General features: G+C 56.2%; 16 protein-coding genes. 14 read left to right on the forward strand and 2 right to left on the reverse strand.

Features of this window, described 5'->3' with window-relative positions; all coding sequences use genetic code 11:
* The 12 genes from nuoL (at position 1) to H9Q10_RS10925 (ending at position 16,352) form a co-directional block, all read left to right on the forward strand.
* On the forward strand, positions 1-2,010 hold the full coding sequence (gene nuoL / locus H9Q10_RS10870) for an NADH-quinone oxidoreductase subunit L (RefSeq protein ID WP_197904002.1): 2,010 nt from the start codon (positions 1-3) through the stop codon (positions 2,008-2,010).
* Positions 2,011-2,024: 14 nt separating this feature from the next.
* Positions 2,025-2,336, forward strand: coding sequence for a chorismate mutase (locus H9Q10_RS10875; RefSeq protein WP_197904003.1), 312 nt, complete (start codon positions 2,025-2,027; stop codon positions 2,334-2,336).
* A 51-nt stretch (positions 2,337-2,387) separates the two neighbouring features.
* Positions 2,388-2,708 carry a cupin domain-containing protein gene (locus H9Q10_RS10880; protein WP_197904004.1) on the forward strand — a complete coding sequence of 107 codons (321 nt, stop codon included), beginning with the start codon at positions 2,388-2,390 and terminating at the stop codon, positions 2,706-2,708.
* A 66-nt stretch (positions 2,709-2,774) separates the two neighbouring features.
* Entirely contained in the window at positions 2,775-4,277 is a 1,503-nt protein-coding gene (locus H9Q10_RS10885; RefSeq protein ID WP_197904005.1) for an NADH-quinone oxidoreductase subunit M, read from the forward strand.
* A gap of 9 nt (positions 4,278-4,286) precedes the next feature.
* Entirely contained in the window at positions 4,287-5,729 is a 1,443-nt protein-coding gene (gene nuoN, locus H9Q10_RS10890; protein WP_197904006.1) for an NADH-quinone oxidoreductase subunit NuoN, read from the forward strand.
* Between the two features lie 26 nt (positions 5,730-5,755).
* Positions 5,756-6,055 (forward strand): DUF2818 family protein, encoded by a 300-nt coding sequence (locus H9Q10_RS10895; protein WP_197904007.1) that lies wholly within the window; start codon positions 5,756-5,758, stop codon positions 6,053-6,055.
* 178 nt (positions 6,056-6,233) lie between these two features.
* A complete protein-coding gene (miaB, locus tag H9Q10_RS10900) occupies positions 6,234-7,559 on the forward strand; it encodes a tRNA (N6-isopentenyl adenosine(37)-C2)-methylthiotransferase MiaB (RefSeq protein WP_197904008.1) in 1,326 nt (441 codons plus the stop codon).
* A 248-nt stretch (positions 7,560-7,807) separates the two neighbouring features.
* Positions 7,808-9,292 (forward strand): subtype B tannase, encoded by a 1,485-nt coding sequence (locus tag H9Q10_RS10905; protein WP_197904009.1) that lies wholly within the window; start codon positions 7,808-7,810, stop codon positions 9,290-9,292.
* Between the two features lie 118 nt (positions 9,293-9,410).
* Positions 9,411-9,920, forward strand: coding sequence for a hypothetical protein (locus tag H9Q10_RS10910; RefSeq protein ID WP_197904010.1), 510 nt, complete (start codon positions 9,411-9,413; stop codon positions 9,918-9,920).
* A 127-nt stretch (positions 9,921-10,047) separates the two neighbouring features.
* Positions 10,048-11,385 (forward strand): NCS2 family permease, encoded by a 1,338-nt coding sequence (locus tag H9Q10_RS10915; protein ID WP_197904011.1) that lies wholly within the window; start codon positions 10,048-10,050, stop codon positions 11,383-11,385.
* 152 nt (positions 11,386-11,537) lie between these two features.
* The gene (gene polA / locus H9Q10_RS10920) at positions 11,538-14,324 is read left to right on the forward strand and encodes a DNA polymerase I (RefSeq protein WP_197904012.1); all 2,787 of its coding nucleotides are present in this window, start codon (positions 11,538-11,540) and stop codon (positions 14,322-14,324) included.
* A gap of 45 nt (positions 14,325-14,369) precedes the next feature.
* Entirely contained in the window at positions 14,370-16,352 is a 1,983-nt protein-coding gene (locus H9Q10_RS10925) for a sbcc family protein (protein WP_197904013.1), read from the forward strand.
* A gap of 216 nt (positions 16,353-16,568) precedes the next feature.
* Here the strand turns inward: H9Q10_RS10925 and H9Q10_RS10930 are convergent, their stop codons facing one another.
* Complete coding sequence (locus tag H9Q10_RS10930) at positions 16,569-18,353, reverse strand: bifunctional chorismate-binding protein/class IV aminotransferase (RefSeq protein ID WP_197904014.1); 1,785 nt, start codon at positions 18,351-18,353, stop codon at positions 16,569-16,571.
* Positions 18,354-18,770: 417 nt separating this feature from the next.
* Between H9Q10_RS10930 and H9Q10_RS10935 the strand changes: the two genes are divergently transcribed.
* Together H9Q10_RS10935 and sstT are read left to right on the forward strand one after the other, a co-directional pair.
* Positions 18,771-19,757, forward strand: coding sequence for a putative transporter (locus tag H9Q10_RS10935; RefSeq protein ID WP_197904015.1), 987 nt, complete (start codon positions 18,771-18,773; stop codon positions 19,755-19,757).
* A 94-nt stretch (positions 19,758-19,851) separates the two neighbouring features.
* Positions 19,852-21,114, forward strand: coding sequence for a serine/threonine transporter SstT (gene sstT, locus H9Q10_RS10940; protein WP_197904016.1), 1,263 nt, complete (start codon positions 19,852-19,854; stop codon positions 21,112-21,114).
* Positions 21,115-21,261: 147 nt separating this feature from the next.
* On the opposite strand, the gene H9Q10_RS10945 is transcribed toward sstT, so the two are convergent.
* Positions 21,262-22,686, reverse strand: coding sequence for an alanine/glycine:cation symporter family protein (locus H9Q10_RS10945; protein WP_197904017.1), 1,425 nt, complete (start codon positions 22,684-22,686; stop codon positions 21,262-21,264).
* Positions 22,687-22,871: the final 185 nt, after the last annotated feature.

Raw genomic sequence — 22,871 nt, forward strand, 5'->3', positions numbered from 1 at the left:
ATGACAGACATGACTTTATACCTCATCATCGCCCTCACGCCCTTGGCCGGCTGCCTGCTGGCCGGATTGTTTGGCAACACCATCGGTCGCCGGGGCGCGCACACGGTTACCATACTCGGCGTGGCCGTATCCGCCGTGTTGTCGGCCTATGTATTGTGGGGTTTCATCGACGGCAGCCGCGCCAAATTCGACGAAAACGTCTATACCTGGCTGACCATGAACGGGTTGGACTTCTCGGTCGGCTTCCTGGTGGACAGCCTCACCGCGCTGATGATGGTGGTGGTGACTTCCGTGTCGCTGATGGTGCACATCTACACCATCGGCTATATGGCGGGCGAAAAAGTCGGCTACCAACGCTTCTTCAGCTATATCTCCTTATTTACCTTCAGCATGCTGATGCTGATTATGTCGAACAACTTCATCCAGCTCTTCTTCGGCTGGGAAGCGGTCGGCTTGGTGTCTTATCTTTTAATCGGCTTCTATTTCCAACGCGACAGCGCGATTTTCGCCAATCTGAAAGCCTTTCTAGTAAACCGCGTGGGCGACTTCGGCTTCGTGCTCGGCATCGGCCTGGTGCTGGCCTATTTTGGCGGCAGCTTGCGTTATGCCGACGTGTTCGCCTACCTGCCCAACGTGGTCGGCAGCACCCTGTTCGGCTGGGATTTGATTACCATTACCTGCCTGCTGCTGTTTGTCGGCGCGATGGGTAAGTCTGCCCAATTCCCGCTACACGTGTGGCTGCCCGATTCCATGGAAGGCCCGACCCCGATTTCCGCGCTGATTCACGCCGCCACCATGGTAACCGCCGGCCTGTTTATGGTGTCGCGTATGTCGCCGATGTACGAACTCTCCACCACCGCGCTTTCCGTCATCATGATTATCGGCGCGATTACCGCGCTGTTTATGGGCTTCCTCGGCACGATTCAAAACGACATCAAACGCGTGGTGGCCTATTCCACCCTGTCACAGCTCGGCTATATGACCGTGGCTCTGGGCGTGTCCGCCTATTCCGTGGCCATGTTCCATGTGATGACCCACGCCTTCTTCAAAGCCCTGCTGTTCTTGGCCGCAGGCTCGGTCATCATCGGCATGCACCACGATCAAGACATGCGCAATATGGGCGGCCTGCGCAAATACATGCCGATTACCTGGCTCACCATGCTGCTGGGCAACCTCGCCCTCATCGGCACGCCGCTGTTCTCCGGTTTCTATTCCAAAGATTCGATTATCGAAGCGGTGCACGCCAGCAACCTGCCCGGCAGCGGCTTCGCCTATTTCGCCGTGCTGGCTAGCGTATTCGTTACTGCGTTTTACGCCTTCCGCCAATACTTTATCGTCTTCCACGGCAAAGAACGCTGGCGCGAGGCCAAGCATGACCATCACGACGACCACGGCCACCACCACGGCCTGAAACCGTCCGACAACCCGCACGAAAGCCCGTGGGTCGTTACCTTGCCGTTGGTGCTGCTGGCGATTCCGTCCGTGATTATCGGCTACATCACCATCGAACCCATGCTGTACGGCGATTTCTTCAAAGGCGTGATTTATGTCAATCACGAGCTGCATCCGGTGATGCACATCATGAAGGAAGAGTTCCACGGCGCAATGGGCATGGTGTCGCACAGTCTGCACACGCCCGTGCTGTATCTAGCCATCGGCGGCGTATTGGCCGCGTGGTTCCTGTATGTGAAAGCACCGCAGCTGCCCGCCAAAATCGCCCAGGCCTTCCGCCCGGTGTATGTGCTGTTTGAAAACAAATACTACCTCGACAACCTCTACTTCGCCGTGTTCGCCAAAGGCACGCGCGCCCTGGGCAGCTTTTTCTGGAAAGCCGTCGATACCGCCATCATCGACAACGGCTTGGTGAACGGTGCGGCCAAACTGGTCGGCGCAGTAGCCGGTCAGGTGCGCCGTGTGCAAACCGGCTTTATCTACACCTACGCTGCCGCCATGGTGTCCGGCGTGCTGGTGCTGATTGTGGTGTTCTTCTGGCAGCTTTGGTTCAGATAAAGGCTACCTGAAAAATGAATGTCGATAGCTTGCCTGATACCTTGGCCGAAGTGCGGCAGGCGATTGACGCGCTGGACAACCGGCTGATTGATTTGCTGGCGCAACGGCAACGGTTGGTCGCACAGGCAGGCCGTCTGAAACCCAAGCACGACGCGCAGGCCGTGGCCGCGCCCGATCGGGTGGCGCAAGTGTTGAAGGCGCGGCGCGAACAGGCTGCGGCAGCGGGCTTGTCGCCCAATGTGGCGGAAGCCGTGTGGCAGGCCATGATTGCCTCCTTTATCCGTGTCGAGCAGGAAGTAAACCGTTCAGATGGAACAAGTCATTAAGGCTACCTGAAAACTCAAAAGGCCGTCTGAAAACACAAAACAGAGGAAAAAATGAGCGCAACCGACATCATCCGCGCCGTCGAATTCACCGCCGACAGGGCATGGGGCGCACGCAGCATCGCCAATCTGAACGGCACCACCGTGCGCCTGCATTGGACCGACCGGCCCTACCAATGGCATGTGAACGACGGCGAGGAAGTGTTTGCCGTGATGAGCGGCGAAGTCGATATGCACTACCGCGAAAACGGCGAAGAACGCGTGGCGCGGCTGCACAGCGGCGACATCTTCTATGCCGGCATCGGCGCGGAACACGTCGCCCACCCGCGCGGCGAAGCGCGTATTTTGGTGATAGAAAAAGAGGGCAGCGTTTAGAGGCCGTCTGAAAACGGCAAACGCAGTACGACAACGATTTAATTATTCAAACCGCAGGTTACCACTATGTTTTCCAACCACCTCCTCAGCTTGGCAATCTGGCTGCCGATAGCCGCCGGACTATTGGTGCTGGCCACCGGCTGCGACCGCCGCGCCCCTTTGGCGCGGATACTGGCCTTGGTCGGCGCGGCGGCGGGGTTCGCCGTAACGTTGCCGCTGTTTACGCAGTTCGACCGCTTGAGCGGCGGCTACCAGTTCAACGAGTTTTATTCGTGGATTCCCGCGCTGAACATCAACTACGCGCTGGGCGTGGACGGCATTTCGGTGTTGTTTGTGATTTTGAACGCCTTTATCACGCTGATGGTGGTGATTGCGGGCTGGGAGGTGATTCAGAAGAAGGTGGCGCAGTATATGGCGGCCTTCCTGATTATGTCCGGCCTGATCAATGGCGCGTTTGCCGCCCGCGATGCGATGCTGTTCTATATTTTCTTTGAAGGCATGCTGATTCCGCTGTATCTGATTATCGGCGTGTGGGGCGGGCCGCGCCGCGTGTATGCTTCGGTGAAGCTGTTCCTCTACACGCTGATGGGCTCGCTGCTGATGCTGGTGGCCTTGGTGTATTTGTCGTTCCAAACCGGCGGCAGCTTCGCGATTGACGATTTCCAAAACATCAAACAAATCCCGCTGCTTACCCAACAGATTCTGTTTGCCGCCTTCTTCCTGTCGTTTGCGGTGAAAGTGCCGATGTTTCCGGTGCACACCTGGCTGCCCGACGCGCACGTGGAAGCGCCCACCGGCGGCTCGATGGTGCTGGCGGCGATTACGCTGAAGCTCGGCGCATACGGCTTCCTACGTTTCATCCTGCCGATTCTGCCCGACGCGTCGCGCTATTTCGCGCCCGCCATCATCGTGCTCAGCCTGATTGCGGTGATTTACATCGGCATGGTGGCGCTGGTGCAGACCGATATGAAAAAACTGGTGGCCTATTCCTCCATCAGTCACATGGGTTTCGTTACCCTAGGTATGTTCCTGTTTACCAACCAGACGGAATTGCAGCCGTGGGCCTTGAAAGGTGCGATTATGCAGATGATTTCGCACGGCTTCGTCTCCGCCGCCATGTTCTTCTGCATCGGCGTGATGTACGACCGCCTGCACAGCCGCAATATTGCCGACTACGGCGGCGTGGTAACGGTGATGCCGAAGTTTGCTGCCTTCATGATGCTGTTTGCCATGGCCAATGCCGGCCTGCCCGCCACTTCGGGCTTCGTGGGTGAATTTATGGTGATTATGGGTGCGGTGAACTACAACCTGATCGTGGGCGCGCTGGCGGCGCTGACGCTGATTTTGGGCGCGGCCTACACGTTGTGGATGTATAAGCGCGTGATTTTCGGCGCGGTCAGCAACCCGCATGTGGCCGAAATGAAAGACATCGGCCGCCGCGAATTCGCCGTGTTGGCCATCCTTGCCGTTGCCGTGCTGGGCATGGGCCTGTGGCCGGAGCCGTTTATCGCCGTGGTGCATCAGGCGGCCAACGATTTGATCGCGCATGTGGCGCAAAGCAAGATTTGAGGTGTGTGAATGAACTGGACTGATCTGAACTTAATCCCCGCCATGCCCGAAATCGTGCTGCTTTCGGCATTGTGCGCGGTGCTGCTGGTGGATTTGTGGCTGCCGGACGAAAAGCGCGGCATCACGGCCTGCCTGGCTTCTTTTGCTGTGTTGGCGGCGGCGGTTTTTCAGGTAGCCCTATGGCCGGGCGAGTCGGTGGAAACCTTCAGCCGCATGTTTGTGCTCGACGGTTTGTCTTATGTGGGCAAGCTGGCGGTGTATGCGCTGGTGCTGGTGCTGTTTATTCTGTCGCCGGGCTACCTGAAAGCGCGCCAAATTTATAAAGGTGAGTTCTATACGCTGACGCTGTTTGCGCTGCTGGGCATGTGCGTGATGATGAGCGCCAACCATTTCCTCACGCTGTATATCGGTTTGGAAATTTTGTCGCTTTCGCTGTATGCGTTGATTGCGCTGCGCCGCGACGATGTGCGCGCCAGCGAGGCAGCCTTGAAGTATTTCGTGCTCGGCGCGCTGGCTTCTGGCCTGCTGCTCTACGGTATTTCGATGATTTACGGCGCCACCGGCTTGCTGCTGCTGCCGGATGTGCTGGTGCTGTCGCAAAGCCAGGCGGTTAATCCATGGCTGCTGAAACTTGGGCTGGTGTTTGTGGTGGTGGCGGTGGCGTTCAAGCTGGGCGCGGTGCCATTCCACATGTGGGTGCCGGATGTGTATCACGGCTCGAGCACGGCGGTGACCGCGCTGGTGGGCACGGTGCCGAAAATCGCGGCCACGGTGTTTGCCTTCCGCATTTTGGTGACCGGCCTGGGCGGGTTGTATGCCGATTGGGTGCCGATGCTGAATATGCTGGCGGCGGCTTCTCTGCTGGTGGGCAATCTGGCGGCGGTGATGCAGACCAATATCAAGCGCATGCTGGCTTATTCCACCGTATCGCACATGGGCTTTGTGCTGCTGGCGTTTATGGGCGGGATCAAGGGCTTCGAAGCGGCGCTGTATTACGCGCTGACCTACGCGCTGATGGCGCTCACCGGCTTCGGCGTGTTGATGCTGCTGTCGCGCGAAGGGCGCGAATGCGAGGAAATTGCCGACTTGGCCGGCCTGAACCAGCGCCATTCCTGGTATGCCTTCCTGATGCTGCTGGTGATGTTCAGCATGGCGGGCATTCCGCCGCTGGCAGGCTTTTATGCCAAGCTTTCTGTGATTCGGGCGCTGCTGGGGCAAGGCCTTGTGTGGCAGGCGGTGTTTGCGGTGGTGATGTCGCTGATCGGCGCGTTTTACTACCTGCGCGTGGTGAAGGTGATGTATATGGACGATGCCGAGGAAACGGCACCGCTGTCGATGGCGGTAGCGGGGAGGGTGGCTTTGTCGGCGTGCGCGCTGGGCCTGTTGCTGTTCGGCCTGATGCCGCGCACACTGATGGACTGGTGCACTTATGCGCTGGATAAAGTATTGTGATTTAACGGGAAAGGCGGGGTAGAGCGATGACTGCCGCGATGTATCTGCTGCTGTTGGTGGCTTTGGTGTGCGCCAACCTGCCGTTTGTGAGCGTGCGCTGGTTCGGCATCAAAAGGCTACCTGAAAAACGCTTTGCCCACCATTTGCCCGAACTGTTGTTGGGTTTTGCCTTTGTGGCGCTGCTGGCCTATCTGCTGGAGGCACAGGGCGGCAATGTGCACCGGCAGCATTGGCAGTTTTATGTGGCGGTGGTGTGCCTGTATTTGGTGTTTGCCTTCCCCGGTTTTGTGCTGCGCTATTTCTGGCGCGGCCGCAACCGCGAATAGCCCGCCTGCTTGCACTGAGGCTACCTGAAAAATCATTTTCAGGTAGCCTCAGATTTTGAGTGGTAGCATTTTGTTATTGATTTGATTTTATCTTTTCACGCTGCGGCGCACTGCGTATAATGCCGCCTTCGCATAATAATCAGCCCCGCGATTACGGGCTACCTGAAAGCACCAAACCATGAAAAAAGTCTATATCCGCACTTTCGGCTGCCAGATGAACGAATACGACAGCGACAAAATGCTGGCCGTATTGGCCGAAGAACACGGCGGCATCGAGCAGGTTTCCGAACCCGACAACGCCGACATCATCCTGTTCAACACCTGCTCCGTGCGCGAGAAAGCGCAGGAAAAAGTGTTTTCCGACCTCGGCCGCATCAAACCGCTCAAACAGAAAAATCCCAACCTCATCATCGGCGTCGCCGGCTGCGTCGCCTCGCAAGAAGGCGAAAACATCATCAAACGCGCGCCCTACGTCGATGTCGTCTTCGGCCCGCAAACCCTGCACCGCCTGCCGCAGATGATTGTGGACAAAGAAACCAGCGGCCATTCGCAGGTGGACATCTCCTTCCCCGAAATCGAAAAATTTGACCACCTGCCCCCCGCCCGCGTGGACGGCGGCAGCGCATTTATCTCCATTATGGAAGGCTGCTCCAAATATTGCAGCTTCTGCGTCGTGCCTTATACGCGCGGCGAAGAATTCTCCCGCCCGCTGAACGACGTGCTCACCGAAATCGCCGGTTTGGCGCAGCAGGGCGTGAAAGAAATCAACCTTTTAGGGCAGAACGTGAACGCCTATCGCGGCGAGATGGACAACGGCGAAATCTGCGACTTTGCCACCCTGCTGCGCATTGTCCACGAAATCCCCGGCATCGAACGGATGCGCTTCACCACCAGCCACCCGCGCGAATTTACCGACGCCATCATTGAATGCTACCGCGACCTGCCCAAACTTGTATCGCACCTACACCTGCCGATACAGAGCGGTTCCGACCGCGTATTGAGCGCAATGAAACGCGGCTACACCGCCTTGGAATACAAATCCATCATCCGCAAACTGCGCGCCATCCGCCCCGATTTGTGCCTGAGCAGCGACTTTATCGTCGGCTTCCCCGGCGAAACCGAGCGCGAGTTCGAGCAGACGCTGAAACTGGTGAAAGACATCGCCTTCGACTTGAGCTTCGTCTTCATTTACAGCCCGCGTCCTGGCACGCCTGCGTCCAACCTGCCCGACGACACCCCGCACACCGAAAAAGTACGCCGCCTCGAAGCCCTGAACGAAGTCATCGAAGCCGAAACCGCCCGCATCAACCAAACCATGCTCGGCACGGTACAACGCTGCCTGGTCGAAGGCATCTCCAAAAAAGACCCCGACCAGCTCCAAGCCCGCACCGCCAACAACCGCGTCGTCAACTTCACCGGCGACGTGTCGCTCATCAACCAGATGGTGGACATCGAAATCACCGAAGCCTTCACCTTCAGCCTGCGCGGCGAACTGGCGGCATAGGGCAGGGCTACCTGAAAGCGCCAACCGCAACGCAGTGAAACCCGCTTCGTTCGTTTTAGCTTCGCAGAAACTTGCGTTGCTCGTTTTAGCTTCGCAGAAAATCGCTTCGTTCGTTTTAGCTTCGCAGAAACTCGCTTTGCTCGTTTTAGCTTCGCAGAAACTCGCTTTGCTCGTTTTCAGGTAGCCTATGGCATTTTGGGCGTACAATCCCACTTGCCAATTATTTGTATGGATAAGGAGGCAACACGATGCAATTCAAACCCACCCTTCTGGCCGGTCTCTTGGCGCTGGCGTCCGGCAGCGGCTTGGCGCAAACCGCCGCCAATTCGGCACACAGCCTGGATTTCCGCAGCCAAAGCTACACCCGCCAAAGCACAGAAGTAAACGGCCAAACCGTGGCCTACCGCGCCTACGAAAACATCGTGTACGTGGCCACCCCCGCCGATAGCGCCTACCAAACCCTCAACATCTACATTCCCGAAGCCTATTTCAACGGCGGCAGCATCAACGGCTACACCGCGCAAACCGCCCCTATTTTCCTACCCAACCAAATCGGCGGCTATATGCCCGCCAAAGCCGGCGTGCCGGGGCAGGGCGGTTTCGGCCCGCGCAAGGAAGGGCAGATCGACGCCATGCAGGCCGCCCTGGCCAGAGGCTATGTGGTGGCCTCGCCCGGCGCGCGCGGCCGCACCGCCGCTACCGGCAAAGCGCCCGCCGCGATTGTCGATTTGAAAGCCGCCGTGCGCTACCTGCGCTTCAACGATGCGGTAATGGCCGGCGATGCCGAAAAAATCATCTCCAACGGCACCAGCGCCGGCGGCGCGCTGTCCGTGCTGCTTGGCGCCACCGGCAACCAGGCCGACTACGAGCCCTATCTGCAACAGCTCGGCGCCGCCCCGGCCAAAGACCATATTTTCGCCGTATCCGCCTATTGCCCGATTTCCATTCTGGATCATGCCGATGCCGCCTACGAATGGCAGTTTAACGGCGTGAACGACTACCAGAAAATGGATGCCTCCATGCTTGATTACCATGCTGAGCGCAAGCTGGTAAACGGCACGCTTGATGCCGGGCAAATCCAAATTTCAGGTAGCCTCAAAGCCCAATTCCCTGCTTACGTGAACAGCCTGCGCCTGCGCGACCTGCAAGGTCGGCCGCTGCGTTTGGACGCGCAGGGTAATGGCAGCTTCAAAGATTATGTCGCCTCCTTTCTGCGCCAATCCGCCCAAAGCCAGCTCGATGCCGGCAAAGACCTGAGCGATCGCAACTGGCTCACCGTCCGCAACGGTAAAGTGAGTGCCGTAGATTTTGCCGCCTACGCCCGCGCCGCCGGCCGCCAGAAAACCCCGCCTGCTTTTGATGCGCTTGATTTGAGCAGCGGCGAAAACCAACTGTTCGGCACCGCCACCATCGACAAACAGCATTTCACCGCATTCTCCTACCAACACCGCACCAACCCGCAAGCCACGCTGGCCGATCCGCACACCGTGAAGCTGATGAACCCGATGCACTACCTCGGCCGCCACACACCGCCGCAGCATTGGCGCATCCGCGTCGGCGCCGCCGACCGCGACACCTCGCTGGCCATTGCCGCCATCCTTGCCGCCAAGCTGCAAAACAGCGGCAAGCGCGTCGATTTCGCCTTGCCGTGGGACGTGCCGCACAGCGGCGATTATGACTTGGACGAACTATTCGACTGGATGGATCAAGCCGTGCGTCAGCCGCGCCGCTAGCATGCGGAGGCTACCTGAAAAGCTGAACGTTGCCGGATCAAGCCTTAGATTTTCAGGTAACCTCATCACATTCTTAATTGCCAAGCGGAAAGGCTACCTGAAAAATGATGGAGCAATAATGAAAAAGACAATGGCAGCGGCATTATTGGGATGCTGGCTGGTATCGGCCTATGCGGAGAATAGCGAACGGCTTGATCAGGCAGAGTTTACCCGGCAAGCGCAGATTGCTGCCCGGTATTTGGGTGACCAAGCATCAAATCAGATAGCCGATCAGTTTCTTGCCATGACGCCGGAACAGCAGCGTGAGTTCGACCGCCGGCTTGCAGACAAACAGCAAGCCGCACGCTGGGAAAGCGAATTGCGCGGGCAGGTGATGCGGCAGTTTGCAGACTATATCGTGCAGTGCTATGCGGAAAATAAAGCAGATTTATGTGCTTACCGTGATATTGCCGGGCAGGAAATCATGAGGAAAGTGCTGGAGCAATCAAATGATAAACAGCCGTTGATACCGCTACACCAACAAACACAATCTTGGGTGGCGCGCAACTCCCGGCAAGCTACTGAAGCCTTACAGACCGCCGAATGGATAGCGCGATTGGCAATTCTTCCCGGCAGGAAAGGCCAATGATACAGATAATTTTCAGGTAGCCTTCCGCAAGAAGCCCTTAAAGGCTACCTGAAAACCCTGTTTCCCAAGCAAGCCAAGCATTACCCCGAAAGAAACCTTTATCCCAACCCAACCCCCCGAAAACATCATGCAATCCTTCCTCAACCGCTATTTCAAACTTTCCGAAAACAAAACCACCATCCGCACCGAGCTGATGGCAGGGCTCACCACTTTCCTCACCATGTGCTACATCATCGTGGTAAACCCGCACACGCTCTCGCTCTCCGGTATGGATTTCGGCGCCGTGTTTGTGGCCACCTGCATTTCGGCGGCCATCGGCTGCTTCATCATGGGCCTGCTGGCCAATTATCCGATCGCGCTGGCGCCGGGCATGGGCCTGAACGCCTATTTCACCTTCAGCGTGGTCAAAGGCATGGGCGTGCCGTGGCAGGTGGCGCTGGCGGCGGTGTTTGTTTCCGGCATCATCTTCATTTTGTTCAGCTTTATGAAGGTGCGCGAAATGTTGGTAAACGCGCTGCCGATGAGCCTGAAGATGGCGATTGCGGCGGGCATCGGCTTGTTTTTGGCGCTGATTGCGCTCAAGGGCTCGGGCGTGATCGTGGGCAACGAGGCCACACTGGTGCACATGGGCGAGTTCCGCCTGCCGGTAGAGGGGCAGCCGGGCGCATATGTACCGAACTGGCCGATGCTGCTGGCCATGCTGGGCTTGTTCGTGATCGTTACGCTGGATTACTACCGTGTGCGCGGCGCCATCATCCTCGGCATCATGGGCATTACCCTGCTGGCCATCCCGCTGGGGCTCACCCGTTTCGACAAAGTGGTGTCCTCCATTCCGAGCATTGCGCCCACCTTTATGCAGATGGATTTCAAAGACCTGTTTTCAGGTAGCATGATTGCGGTGATCTTCGTGTTTTTCCTGGTGGATTTGTTTGACAGCACCGGCACGCTGGTGGGCGTGGCGCACCGTGCCGGCCTGCTGGAAAACGGCCGCCTGCCGCGCTTGAAAAAAGCGCTGTTTGCCGATTCTGTGGCCATTGTGGCCGGCGCGGCGCTGGGCACTTCTTCCACCACGCCTTATGTGGAAAGCGCTTCCGGCGTGGCGGCGGGCGGCCGCACCGGCCTTACTGCCGTAACCGTGGGTGTGCTGATGCTGGCCTGTCTGTGGTTTTCGCCGCTGGCGCAGGCCGTGCCCGCCTTCGCCACCGCGCCCGCGCTCCTGTATATCGGCGTGCAGATGATGCGCTCGGCCACCGAAATCGACTGGCACGACATGACCGAAGCCGCGCCGGCCTTCCTCACCATCGTGTTTATGCCCTTCTCTTATTCTATCGCCGACGGCATCGCCATGGGCTTCATCAGCTATGCCGTGGTGAAGCTGTGTTGCGGCCGATACCGCGACGTGCCGCCGATGGTGTGGGGCGTGGCCGTGCTGTGGGCGTTGAAATTCTGGTTCTTGGGCGCGTAGTTGGCCTGCTCATGAATGCGAAAAGGCTACCTGAAAAATATGGGCAGCCTTTGCATAAACCTCCAAAGGCTACCTGAAAACCATATTTTTGTTTTCAGGTAGCCTCTTCTTTATAATCCAGCTGTTTCCCTTTCACTCAAACGGTTATCCAAATGCACAAAACCCTCCTCCTCGTCGACGGCTCTTCCTACCTCTACCGCGCCTATCACGCGATGGCGCAACTGTCCGCGCCCGACGGTGCGCCGACGGGTGCGCTTTACGGCGTGTTGAACATGCTGCGCCGTCTGCGTGCGGATTATGTGCATGACTATTGCGCCGTGGTGTTTGACGCGAAAGGCAAGAATTTCCGCCATGAAATGTTTCCCGACTACAAAGCGACGCGCCCGCCGATGCCCGACGATTTGCGCCCGCAGGCGGAGGCTTTGCCCGAACTGGTGCGGCTGATGGGCTGGCCGGTATTGGTCATCCCGCAGGTAGAGGCGGACGATGTCATCGGCACGCTGGCGGCGCAGGGCGGCGAAGCGGGTTGGGACGTGGTGATTTCCACGGGCGACAAGGACATGGCGCAGTTGGTCAACGAGCGCGTAACGCTGGTGAACACGATGAGCGGCGAAACGCTGGACATTGAAGGCGTAAAAGCGAAATTCGGCGTGCGCCCCGACCAAATCCGCGACTATCTCGCGCTGATGGGCGACAAGGTCGATAACGTGCCGGGTGTGGAAAAATGCGGCCCGAAAACCGCCGTCAAATGGCTGGAAGCCTACGGCTCGCTGGCCGGCGTGATGGAACACGCGGCGGAAATCAAGGGCAAGGTCGGCGAAAACCTGCAAGCCGCGCTGCCCCAACTGCCGCTGTCGTATGATTTGGTGACGATTAAAACCGATGTGGACTTGCACGCCGAACTGGTCGACGGCCTCGAAAGCCTGCGCCGCACCTCGCCGAAATGGGCGCAACTTGCCGTCGATTTCAAACGCTGGGGCTTCCGCACCTGGCTGAAAGAAGCGGAAAGCCGTATGCACGAAGCGGCGGACGGCGATCTGTTCGGCAGCGGCAACATCGGCGAACAGGCGGCGTTGGACATGGAAACGTCGTCTGAAAGGCTACCTGAAAAAGCCGTTGCTCCCGAAAAGCTGGATTATCAAGCCGTTACCACCGAAGCTCAGTTTGCCGCCCTATTGGACAAACTGTCGCAAACCGACAAAATCGGCATCGATACGGAAACGACTTCGCTGGACGCCATGAACGCCGCGCTGGTCGGCATCAGCATCGCCTTCCAAGCAGGCGAAGCGGTTTACATCCCCGTCGGACACAGTCTCACCGCTGCTCCCGAACAGCTTGATTTTCAAGACGTATTGGGTCGTCTGAAACCGCATTTGGAAAACCCCGCCCTGAAAAAAATCGGGCAAAACCTCAAATACGACCAACACATTTTCGCCAACTACAACATCGCATTGAACGGCATCGCCGGCGACGCCATGCTCGCCTCCTACATCATCGAAAGCCATCTCGGACACGGCTTGGACGAATTGTCCGAACGCTGGCTGGGCTTGCCGACCATTACCTACGAATCCCTGTGCGGCAAAGGCGCGAAAGCCATTTCCTTCGCCGACGTTTCAGTGGAACAGGCCACCGAATACGCCGCCCAAGACGCCGATTTCGCCCTGCGCCTCGAAGCCCACCTGCGCGCGCAAATGGACGCCAAACAGCTTGAAATGTATGAAAAAATGGAGCTGCCCGTCGCCCAAGTGCTGTTTGAAATGGAACGCAACGGCGTGCAGATCGACCGCGCCGAACTCGCCCGCCAAAGTGCCGAACTCGGCGCCGAACTCGTCAAACTCGAAGAGCAGGCCTACGCCGCCGCAGGCCAGCCCTTCAATCTCAACTCGCCCAAACAGCTTCAAGAAATCCTGTTCGACAAAATGGGCATCCCCACCAAAGGCCTGAAAAAAACCGCCTCCGGCGGCATCTCCACCAACGAAGCCGTCCTCGAACAGCTCGCGCCCGACTACCCCCTGCCCAAAATCATCCTGCAAAACCGCAGCCTGTCCAAACTCAAATCCACCTACACCGACAAACTGCCCGAAATGATTTCCGCCAAAGACGGCCGCGTACACACCACCTACGCCCAAGCCGTCGCCATTACCGGCCGCCTCGCCAGCAACAACCCCAACCTGCAAAACATCCCCATCCGCACCGAAGAAGGCCGAAAAGTCCGCCGCGCCTTCACCGCACCGCAAGGCAGCCTCATCGTCTCCGCCGACTACTCCCAAATCGAACTGCGCATCATGGCAGACTTGAGCGGCGACAAAACCCTCATCGCCGCCTTCCAAAACGGCGAAGACGTCCACCGCCGCACCGCCGCCGAAGTATTCGGCATCCCGCCCGAAAACGTCTCGTCCGAACAACGCCGCTACGCCAAAACCATCAACTTCGGCCTCATTTACGGCATGGGACAATACGGCCTCGCCAAATCCCTGGGCATAGACAACCTCTCCGCCAAAAACTTCATCGACCGCTACTTCGCCCGCTACCCCGGCGTCGCCGAGTACATGCAGCGCACCAAAGAGCAGGCCGCCGCCCAAGGCTACGTCGAAACCCTGTTCGGCCGCCGCCTCTACCTGCCCGATATCCGCGCCAAAAACGCCAACGCCCGCGCCGGCGCCGAACGCGCCGCCATCAACGCCCCCATGCAGGGCACCGCCTCCGACCTCATCAAACGCGCCATGATAGACGTCTCCCGCTGGCTTTCAGACGACCTCCTGCAAAGCAGGCTTATCATGCAGGTACACGACGAACTCGTACTGGAAGTCATTGAAACCGAACTGGATTTGGTCAAAGAAAAACTGCCGCAGATTATGGCAAAAGTCGATGGCGGAATGCTGAAAGTACCGCTGGTGGCGGAAGTGGGTGTGGGGGAGAATTGGGACGAGGCGCATTGAGAACGTATGGCGTTTAACCGATTGTTTTGAGAAAGGGATAGAACGATGAATGTTCGAGATTTAATTAATAAAGGCGTAGCGTTATTCAAGGATAAAAAATTTGACGAAGCGATTGCGAAGCTGAATCAGGCTTTAGATGGAATTGAAGATAAAGATAGCCAAATTCAACAGCAAAATGATATTCACTTTTGGCTTGGCCGTTGTTATTATGAACAGGCAATGAAAGCTGAAGATGGGACTGCTGATGCATTGTTTGGTCAGGCAATTGGGCATTTCCAACAATCGTTGGATTTTGCCGAACAACTGACAGATGAACAAGACAGTCTTCAACAACAAATCTATGCACAACATTGGTTAGGTGGTTGCTATTATGAACAGGCAATGAAAGCTAAAGGCGAGGAATCGGAACAGTTATTTGGACAGGCAGTTGGGCATTTCCAACAGCAATTGAATCTTGCCAAACAGCTGACAGATAAACAAAACAGCCGTCAAGGACAAATCTATGCTCAAGCTTGGCTTGGCCGTTGCCATTACGAGCAGGCAAAGAAAGCTGAAAGAAAAGATTCGAAACAGTTATTTGGAAAGGCAATTGAGCATTTCCAACAACAGTTGACACTTGCCGAACAACTGGAAGACAAGAAAAACCGCATTCAACAGCAAAGCAGTGTCCAAGCTTGGCTTGGCCGTTGCCATTACGAGCAGGCAAAGAAAGCTGAAAGAAAAGATTCGGAACAGTTATTTGGAAAGGCAATTGAGCATTTCCAACAACAGTTGACACTTGCCGAACAACTGGAAGACAAGAAAAACCGCATTCAACAGCAAAGCAAAGCCCAATCTTGGCTTGGCCGTTGCTATTACGAGCAGGCAAGGAAGGCTGATCCACTTTCTGAGCAGGTAACTAAAAAATGGGATAGCTATTTTAAACACAAAAAGAAAGTGATACAGGAAAAACTGTTTAAAAATCAACCAGGAGATTTAACCGATGCCATCTCCACTATTCTTGCAGTTTTAAATATCCCTCCCGTCGAATTGGACTCGATCCCCCTTGCCCATTACACTTCGCCTTCCGTATGCGAAAGATTGTTTGGCATGACCAGTGAGAAAACTGATGATAAAGCCAAAGATCCTGTTGACGGTAAGAAAGCCAGTCCGATGAGAATTGGCAGCTCTACCTATATGAACGATCCGACCGAAGTGGAAGGATTGCTGGAATTATTGAATCTTCAGGATTTGGAATTGGAAAACAAAGCCGACTGCCCAGACCATAATGCTTTCTTTACCTGCTTTTCCAGCCGAATAAACGATTTGAACCAATTCCGTCTGTACGGCAAAGAAAACGGCGTCGAGGCATCGGGCTGCTGCTTGGTATTTAATAAAAATGGGGATTGGTTGAAAGATTCTGATGTTTCTGCTTCATTTCGTATTTTTATGGAAAAGTCGAACGAATCCACGGAAGAGAATATAAAGGTAGATATATCGGATTCAGAAGATGAAAACCTGCCACTTTATCAGGTGGCCTATATCGCCTATTACGATGAATATATTGCTAAAGAAAAATGCAAAATATGGCTGCCTGATGAAGATAAACCAAAATTCGGTATCCGGCTAAAACTGGTCGGGGAAAGCCAAGGATGGCACGCATTCCGTATTGGTAAACTTCGACAAGCATTGAAACAATTAATGAAAACACAAAGTGTCGATAGAGAAGACCGAAAAGCTTTGGAATACATCCGCTATCTCTTCAAAGATTTTGCCTTCCGCGACGAAGAAGAATTCCGCCTGTTGAAAATTGCAGAAATAGGTTCGGAAGAAATCCAATATTGCGAAGCCACAAAATCCGTCTATCTACCTTATGCCGATATACGCGATATTGTGGACGAAGTGATTTTGGGGACAAATTATGAAAAGAGCGGAAATAATCGCAAGGCAGAAGTATTTCAGCATTTGATGCGGAAATATTATCCAAACGTTAAAGTTTCCCGCTCGTTGCTGCCGATTAATGCCAATCCGCCGATTAAGAAGGATTAGCAGTATCTACAAGCTGTTGTAAACTTTTCAGGTAGCCTGCCATGCCATTGAGGCTACCTGAAAGCGTTAGCTTCAACGAAGTTAAAACGAAGTTAAAACGAAGTTAAAACGAAGTTAAAACGAAGTTAAAACGAACGAAGTGAGTTTCTGCGAAGCTAAAAATACGCCGCCCAAACAAACAGCCTGAAACCACCCATACGGTTTCAGGCTGTTTCGCTATCTTGCCAAGCTCACTGCGAACACGTCGCGCAAGGCGTTGCTCAAGCAGACGGCTTCGGCGTGTTCCAGCATTTGCCATGTGATGTGCGCTTCGGTGACGGTGTCTGCGCCCAGGTAGGTTTGCGGCTGCTGCAACACGGCTTGGCGCATGACGCCGTTGAGGATGTCCAAATCTAGGGACGGGGTGAGCCATTGTCCGCGGTATTTGATGAAGACGTTGCTTCTGCCGCCTTCAAGCAGGAGGCCGTCGGCATTGAAAAACAGGCTGTCGAACGCGCCTTGTGTTTCTGCCGTCTGCCACGCTTGGTCGTATAGGGCGCGACGGGTGGTTTTGAAGCGGCGCAGGTAGTCGTGTGTCGGCAGGGTTTTTCGGGCAAGGATGATGTATTGGGGGGTGGGCAGCTCGGCGACGGGGGCGTGGCTGAGGATAAGGTCGTCTGAAACGAGTTCGGCTTTCAGGCGGAACAGGCCGTCGGGCAGTTGGGCGATGTATTCTCGGATTCGGGTTTCGCTGTCATCGGGCAGGGGCAGGTTGAGGGCTTGGGCGGCGGTTTTCAGACGACCCAGATGCAGGTCGAGCAGGCGGCATTGTCTGTTTTCTGCGCGCATGGTTTCGAAAATGCCGAAGACGGGGTGCAATTCGTTGAGGAATCGGGCTTTCCAGCCGCATTCTTGGTATTCGGCGGCGGGGTCGCTGTCGATGACGATGCCGGAACCGACGCCGTACACGCCGTGATAGAGGTCGTCTGAAACGGGTTTGAGCGACAGGGTGCGGATGACGACGTTGAATATGCCTGCGAAGCCGAGTCCGCCTGCACACGGTTTCAGGTAGCCGATGCTGCCTGTGTACAGCCCGCGCGGTTCGGTTTCGAGCGATTCGATGATCTGCATGCTCATGCGTTTGGGTGCGCCGGTGATGCTGCCGCAGGGGAAGGCGGCGCGGAGGATGTCGGCGAAGGTGGTGTCGGGTTGGGCTTGGGCTTCGATGGTGCTGGTCATCTGCCAGACGCTGCCGAAACGGGAGACTTTAAACGGCTCGGGGACGCGCACTTTGCCGGTTTGGGCGATTTTGCCGAGGTCGTTGCGCAGCAAATCGACAATCATGACGTTTTCGGCGCGGTTTTTCGGGTCGTTTTTCAACTGGGCGGCGCGGTGCTCGTCCTGATCGTCGTCCAGTATCGGCGCCGTGCCTTTCATCGGTTCGGTGGTGATGAGGCCGTCTGAAGCGATGTTGAGAAAGAGTTCGGGCGAAAAACACAAAGTCCATGCGTCGCTGCCGTCTGCGTCGGGCAGGCGGGAGAGGACGGCGTAGGGAACGGGCTGGCGCAGGCGGCGGTAGAGGTTGACGGGGTTGCCGTAGGCTTGCAGATGCAGGCGGGCTGTGTAGTTGATTTGGTAGGTGTCGCCGCGGCGGATGGCGTCGTGGATTTGGCGGATGTGTCCGAGATAGTCGGCTTCGGAAACGGAGAATTGCGGCGTGGAAATACCGGCGGGGAGGTCGTCTGAATGTCGGGCAAGCCAGGTTTCGGCATCCGTATCGGCGCAGTCGGCAAACCAGTGCAGCGCAAGGCGACCGCCGCGTTCGGCATCGACACCCATCAGCGGCAGGCCGAATCCGTAGTCTGCAAACAACACCGAATGCAGCCCCTTTTCCCAGCCCGCACGGAGCGCACCGTCCAGCAAATCGAGTTCGTTATGATGGAAAAGACGGCTTTCCACATGATTTTGATAGAGTTTTGCGCGACCGTTTTGCGCGTCGTCAAACAGGGCGAAATAGGGCATGGCTGATAATGGGAAAATGCAAACGGGCGGATTATACGCGGGTGGCAGTCGGGGAGTGGGGCTGGTTGGGAAGGCGGTGGGGATTTCGGACAGCCTGTTTGGCAGGATGGCAGGCAGGGCACGGCTGAAACGGTTTGAGCACCTTGAATTTGGGCGGCAAATATTTTCAGGTAGCCTTGATGGGGATAAAGGCTACCTGAAAATATTTGTTTGCGGGCTTTTGCCAATGAAACGTGTTTGCCTGATTTTTCAGGTAGCCCTTACGGGAGGGCGCAGGCTACCTGAAAACCTGGCCTCAACGTACGCTAAAACAAGCTTTGCAGGCAGCCGGATTTCTGCGGGGCTGAAACTGCGTTGTGATCATCCGAACGGCGATATAATTGCGGCTTTTCTTGTTTTGTTTACGGGGAGGCGGCGATGTTCCGCAGTTTCTTTCTCAGCCGGCGCTGGCTGCGCTGGTCGGCGGCGGGCACGCTGCTGATTCTGGCGGCTACTTGGTATCGCGTGCAGCTGAATGTGCAGATCAACGATTGGTTTGGCACGTTTTATGATTCGGTGCAGAAAATGTTGGAAAAGCCAGGTTCGGTGAGCCTGGAGGAGTTTAACCGGCAGGTGTTTACCTTTGCGCGCATAGCGGGGATTTATATCTTGGTGGTGGTGGTGGGCAGCTTCATCAACAAGCATTATGTGTTCCGCTGGCGCACGGCGATGACGGAATATTATATGCGCCATTGGCCGCTGTTGCGCGATATTGAGGGGGCGTCGCAGCGTATTCAGGAGGATACGATGCGCTTTGCCACGATTATGGAGTCGCTGGGCGAGAGCGGGCTGCGGGCCATCCTCACGCTGGTGGCTTTTTTGCCGATTTTGTGGAAGCTGAGCGAGCCGATTACGGAATTGCCGTTGGTGGGACATGTGGATCATTCGCTGGTGTATGTGGCGATTCTGGCTTCGCTGCTGGGCACGGTGGCGCTGGTGGCGGTGGGCTGCAAGCTGCCGGGGCTGGAGTTTGACAATCAGAAGGTGGAGGCAGCCTACCGTAAGGAGCTGGTGTTGGGCGAAGACGATGCGGCGCGGGCGGATGCGTTTACACTCACGGCGCTGTTCCAAAACGTGCGGCGTAATTATTTCCGGCTGTATTGGCATTACCTTTATTTTGACGTGGCGCGCTATTCTTACTTGCAATTTTCGGTGGTGCTGCCTTATCTGGCAATGGGGCCGGCGCTGGTGGCGGGCACGGTGGCGCTGGGGGTGATGCAGCAGATTGTGCGGGCTTTCGGGCAGGTGCTGGAGGCGTTTCAGTTTTTGGTGCGCTCGTGGCCGACGATTGTGGAGCTGATGTCGATTTATAAGCGGCTGAAGGCGTTTGAGCACAATATTGTAGGTAGGCTGGGCACGGAATAGAATTTTTAATTATATCGACATTAATAAAAAGTATTTCTGGCGGTTTTTCTCTTCTTTTATCATGCAAGGCAATGATTTATGAAAGGAGAGAAAGATGCCGATCGGATTAAACCGCCTATTGCCTAAATGGGGCTTGGCTTCGCAGATTACTTTTGCCTTTGTCGGTGCGATTGTGCTGGGTTTATTGGTGCGCTTTACCGGCGGCGGCAGCCTGGTGGCGGCGGCAGGCAATTTTTTGGGTTCGCTGTTTGTGGGTGCGCTTAAGGCGATTGCGCCTTTGCTGGTGTTTACATTGGTGGTGTCGGCAATTGCTCAGCACCGCAAGGGCATGAATTCCAATATCCGGCCGGTGATTGTGCTGTATGTGGTGGGGATGGCCGCGGCGGCGCTGCTGGCGGTGGCGGTGAGCTTTATGTTTCCGTCTTATGTGCCGCTGAGCGGGGTGGATGCGGCGGATAAGCCGATTCCCAACGGCTTCGGTGAGGTGCTGCAAAACCTGTTGCTCAAGGTGGTAACCAATCCGGCGCAGGCGCTGGCAGAAGCGAACTACATCGGTATCCTGGCTTGGGCGGTAGTGTTGGGTTTGGCATTACGTGCATCCGATGAGCCGACACGCAATTTCCTGAAAAATATTTCGGATGCAGTAAACAAGGTGATGTATTGGATTATCCGATTGGCACCCATCGGTATTTTTGGCTTAACGCTGCACACTTTTATCAGCACAGGGCTGGATAATCTGTCGGCTTATCTGCATGTGTTGCTGGCGATTGTGGGCGCAATGGCGTTTATGGCGCTGGTGCTGAACCCGCTGATTGTGTTTGCCGCCACCCGCAAGAATCCTTATCCGCTGATATGGATTTGCCTGAAAGAGAGCGGGCTGGTTGCATTTGTCATTCGCAGCTCGGTAGCCAATATTCCGGTAAACCTGAATTTGTGCAAAAAATTGGGTTTGAACGAGGAAACCTATGCCATAACCATTCCTTTAGGCGCAACCATGAATATGGAGGGAGCGTCGATCACCATCACCATCCTTACACTGGCAGCGGTACATACGCTGGGTATCCATGTTGATTTCATTACGGCTTTTCTGCTGGTGATTATTGCTGTAATCGGCGCATGCGGGGCCTCCGGTATTCCGGGCGGGGCGCTGCCGCTGGTGCCGATGGCCTGCAGCCTGTTCAATATTGACAACGATGTGGCGATGCAGATGGTTACCATCGGGCTGATTATCAGCGTGGTGCAAGACCCGTGCGGGACGCTGCTCAATTCTTCCACCGATGTGGTGTTCACTGCTGCGGCCGATCCGGCGTATAAAAATCGAGATGAGCTTGTACCAATGGAAACGTTACCTTCCTAACGTTTACGGCTCAATTAGAGGCTACCTGAAAATCTCGGCTTTGCAGAAAGGTGCATTGCTGAAATTTTCAGGTAGCCTTTTCGGTTTGGCAAAGAAGGATTGCTTGATGAAGCCGGCTACATTTTTCAGGTAGCCTCCGCCGCCTGCTTATTTATCGTGAAACTCGTGGAATTCATAGCGGTACGACAATTCACCGCCGGCCTTCTTCTGCGCCAGATAGTCGCTGTACACCGCGCGGATTTCCTTACGCAAGAGGAAGAGGGCGATCAAGTTTGGAATCACCATGAAGCCGTTGAACATGTCCGACAGGCTCCATACCAAGTCCACCTTGCCCAGCGTGCCCAACACGATCGCCAGCAGCACCAGTGCGCGGTAGATGCCCAGATGGCGGCCGCGGAACAGGAAGCGGATATTCGATTCGCCGAAGTAATACCAGCCGATGATGGTGGTGAAGGCGAAGAAAGTGAGGCACACCGCCAACAGCTGCGCGCCGAAGCCGCCGAAGGCAATCACGAAGGCCTGCTGCGTTACCGCCGCGCCCTGCAAGCCGAGCTTGTCGGCATCGGTGAGCAGGATGATCAGCGCGGTGGCGGTGCACACCAGGATGGTATCGATAAACACGCCCACGAATGCCGCCATGCCTTGTTGCACGGGGTGCCGCACATCCGCCGTGGCGTGTGCGTGCGGGGTGGAGCCCATGCCCGCCTCGTTGGAAAACAGGCCGCGCGCCACGCCGAAGCGCACCGCCTCGCGCATGCCGATGCCGGCCGCGCCGCCCAACACCGCTTCCGGATTGAAGGCCGCCACAAAAATATGGTTGAACATCGGCACGATGTGGCTGGAGAACTGAAACAGGATCACAATCGCGCAAATAATGTAAATCACCGCCATAAACGGCACCACAAACTGTGCCACATTGGCGATGCGGTTCACCCCGCCCACGATGATCAGCCCGGCCAGCACCGCCAAACCGATGCCCACCGCCAGCGAGGGCACGTTGAAGGCCACGGTTACCGCCGAAGCGATGGAGTTGGATTGGGTGGCGTTGCCGATGAAGCCCAGCGCGATGATCAGCGCGATGGAGAAACCGCCGGAGAGGAAGCGTGCCGCGCTGCGGCCGATTTTCGGCGTGAGGCCGTGCGTGATGTAGAACGCCGGGCCGCCGATGTATTTGCCGTGGCTGACCACGCGGTATTTCTGCGCCAACACCGCTTCGGCAAAGATGGTGGACATGCCCAAAATGGCGGAAAGCCACATCCAAAACACCGCACCCGGCCCGCCGGAGGCAATCGCCGTGGCCACGCCGGCCACGTTGCCTGTGCCGATTTGGGCGGACACGGCCACCGCCAGCGCCTGAAACTGCGATAGGGATTTGTGGTCTTTGTCGGCCGGGTCTTTTTTGGCAAACAGCCCGCCGAACACCGATTTGAATGCGACGCCGAGCTTGGTGAGCTGCGGCGCACCCAAGTAAACGGTGAAGAATAGGCCGATGCCGATCAAGGCGTAGATCAGCAGGTAGTCCCATAAAACGAAATTGACCTTATCCACCAGATTAGAGAGTATTTTTTCCATAGTTAGCACCTCGCAAAACAGGGGGTTGGAAACTAACGGCCGAAGCGTTTTTCTCGATGTGTGCCGCTTGGCCGTGGGTGAAAAGAAGGGGGGTTGGGAGGGAAACAGCCGGAGAAAGAGGTGTTCCGGCTGCGGCGGAAAGGGAGCGGGCTACCTGAAAGCGTAAGTTTTGCGTAGCTAAAAAA

Source organism: Eikenella glucosivorans (assembly GCF_016025525.2).
GTDB classification, from domain to species: Bacteria; Pseudomonadota; Gammaproteobacteria; order Burkholderiales; family Neisseriaceae; genus Eikenella; species Eikenella glucosivorans.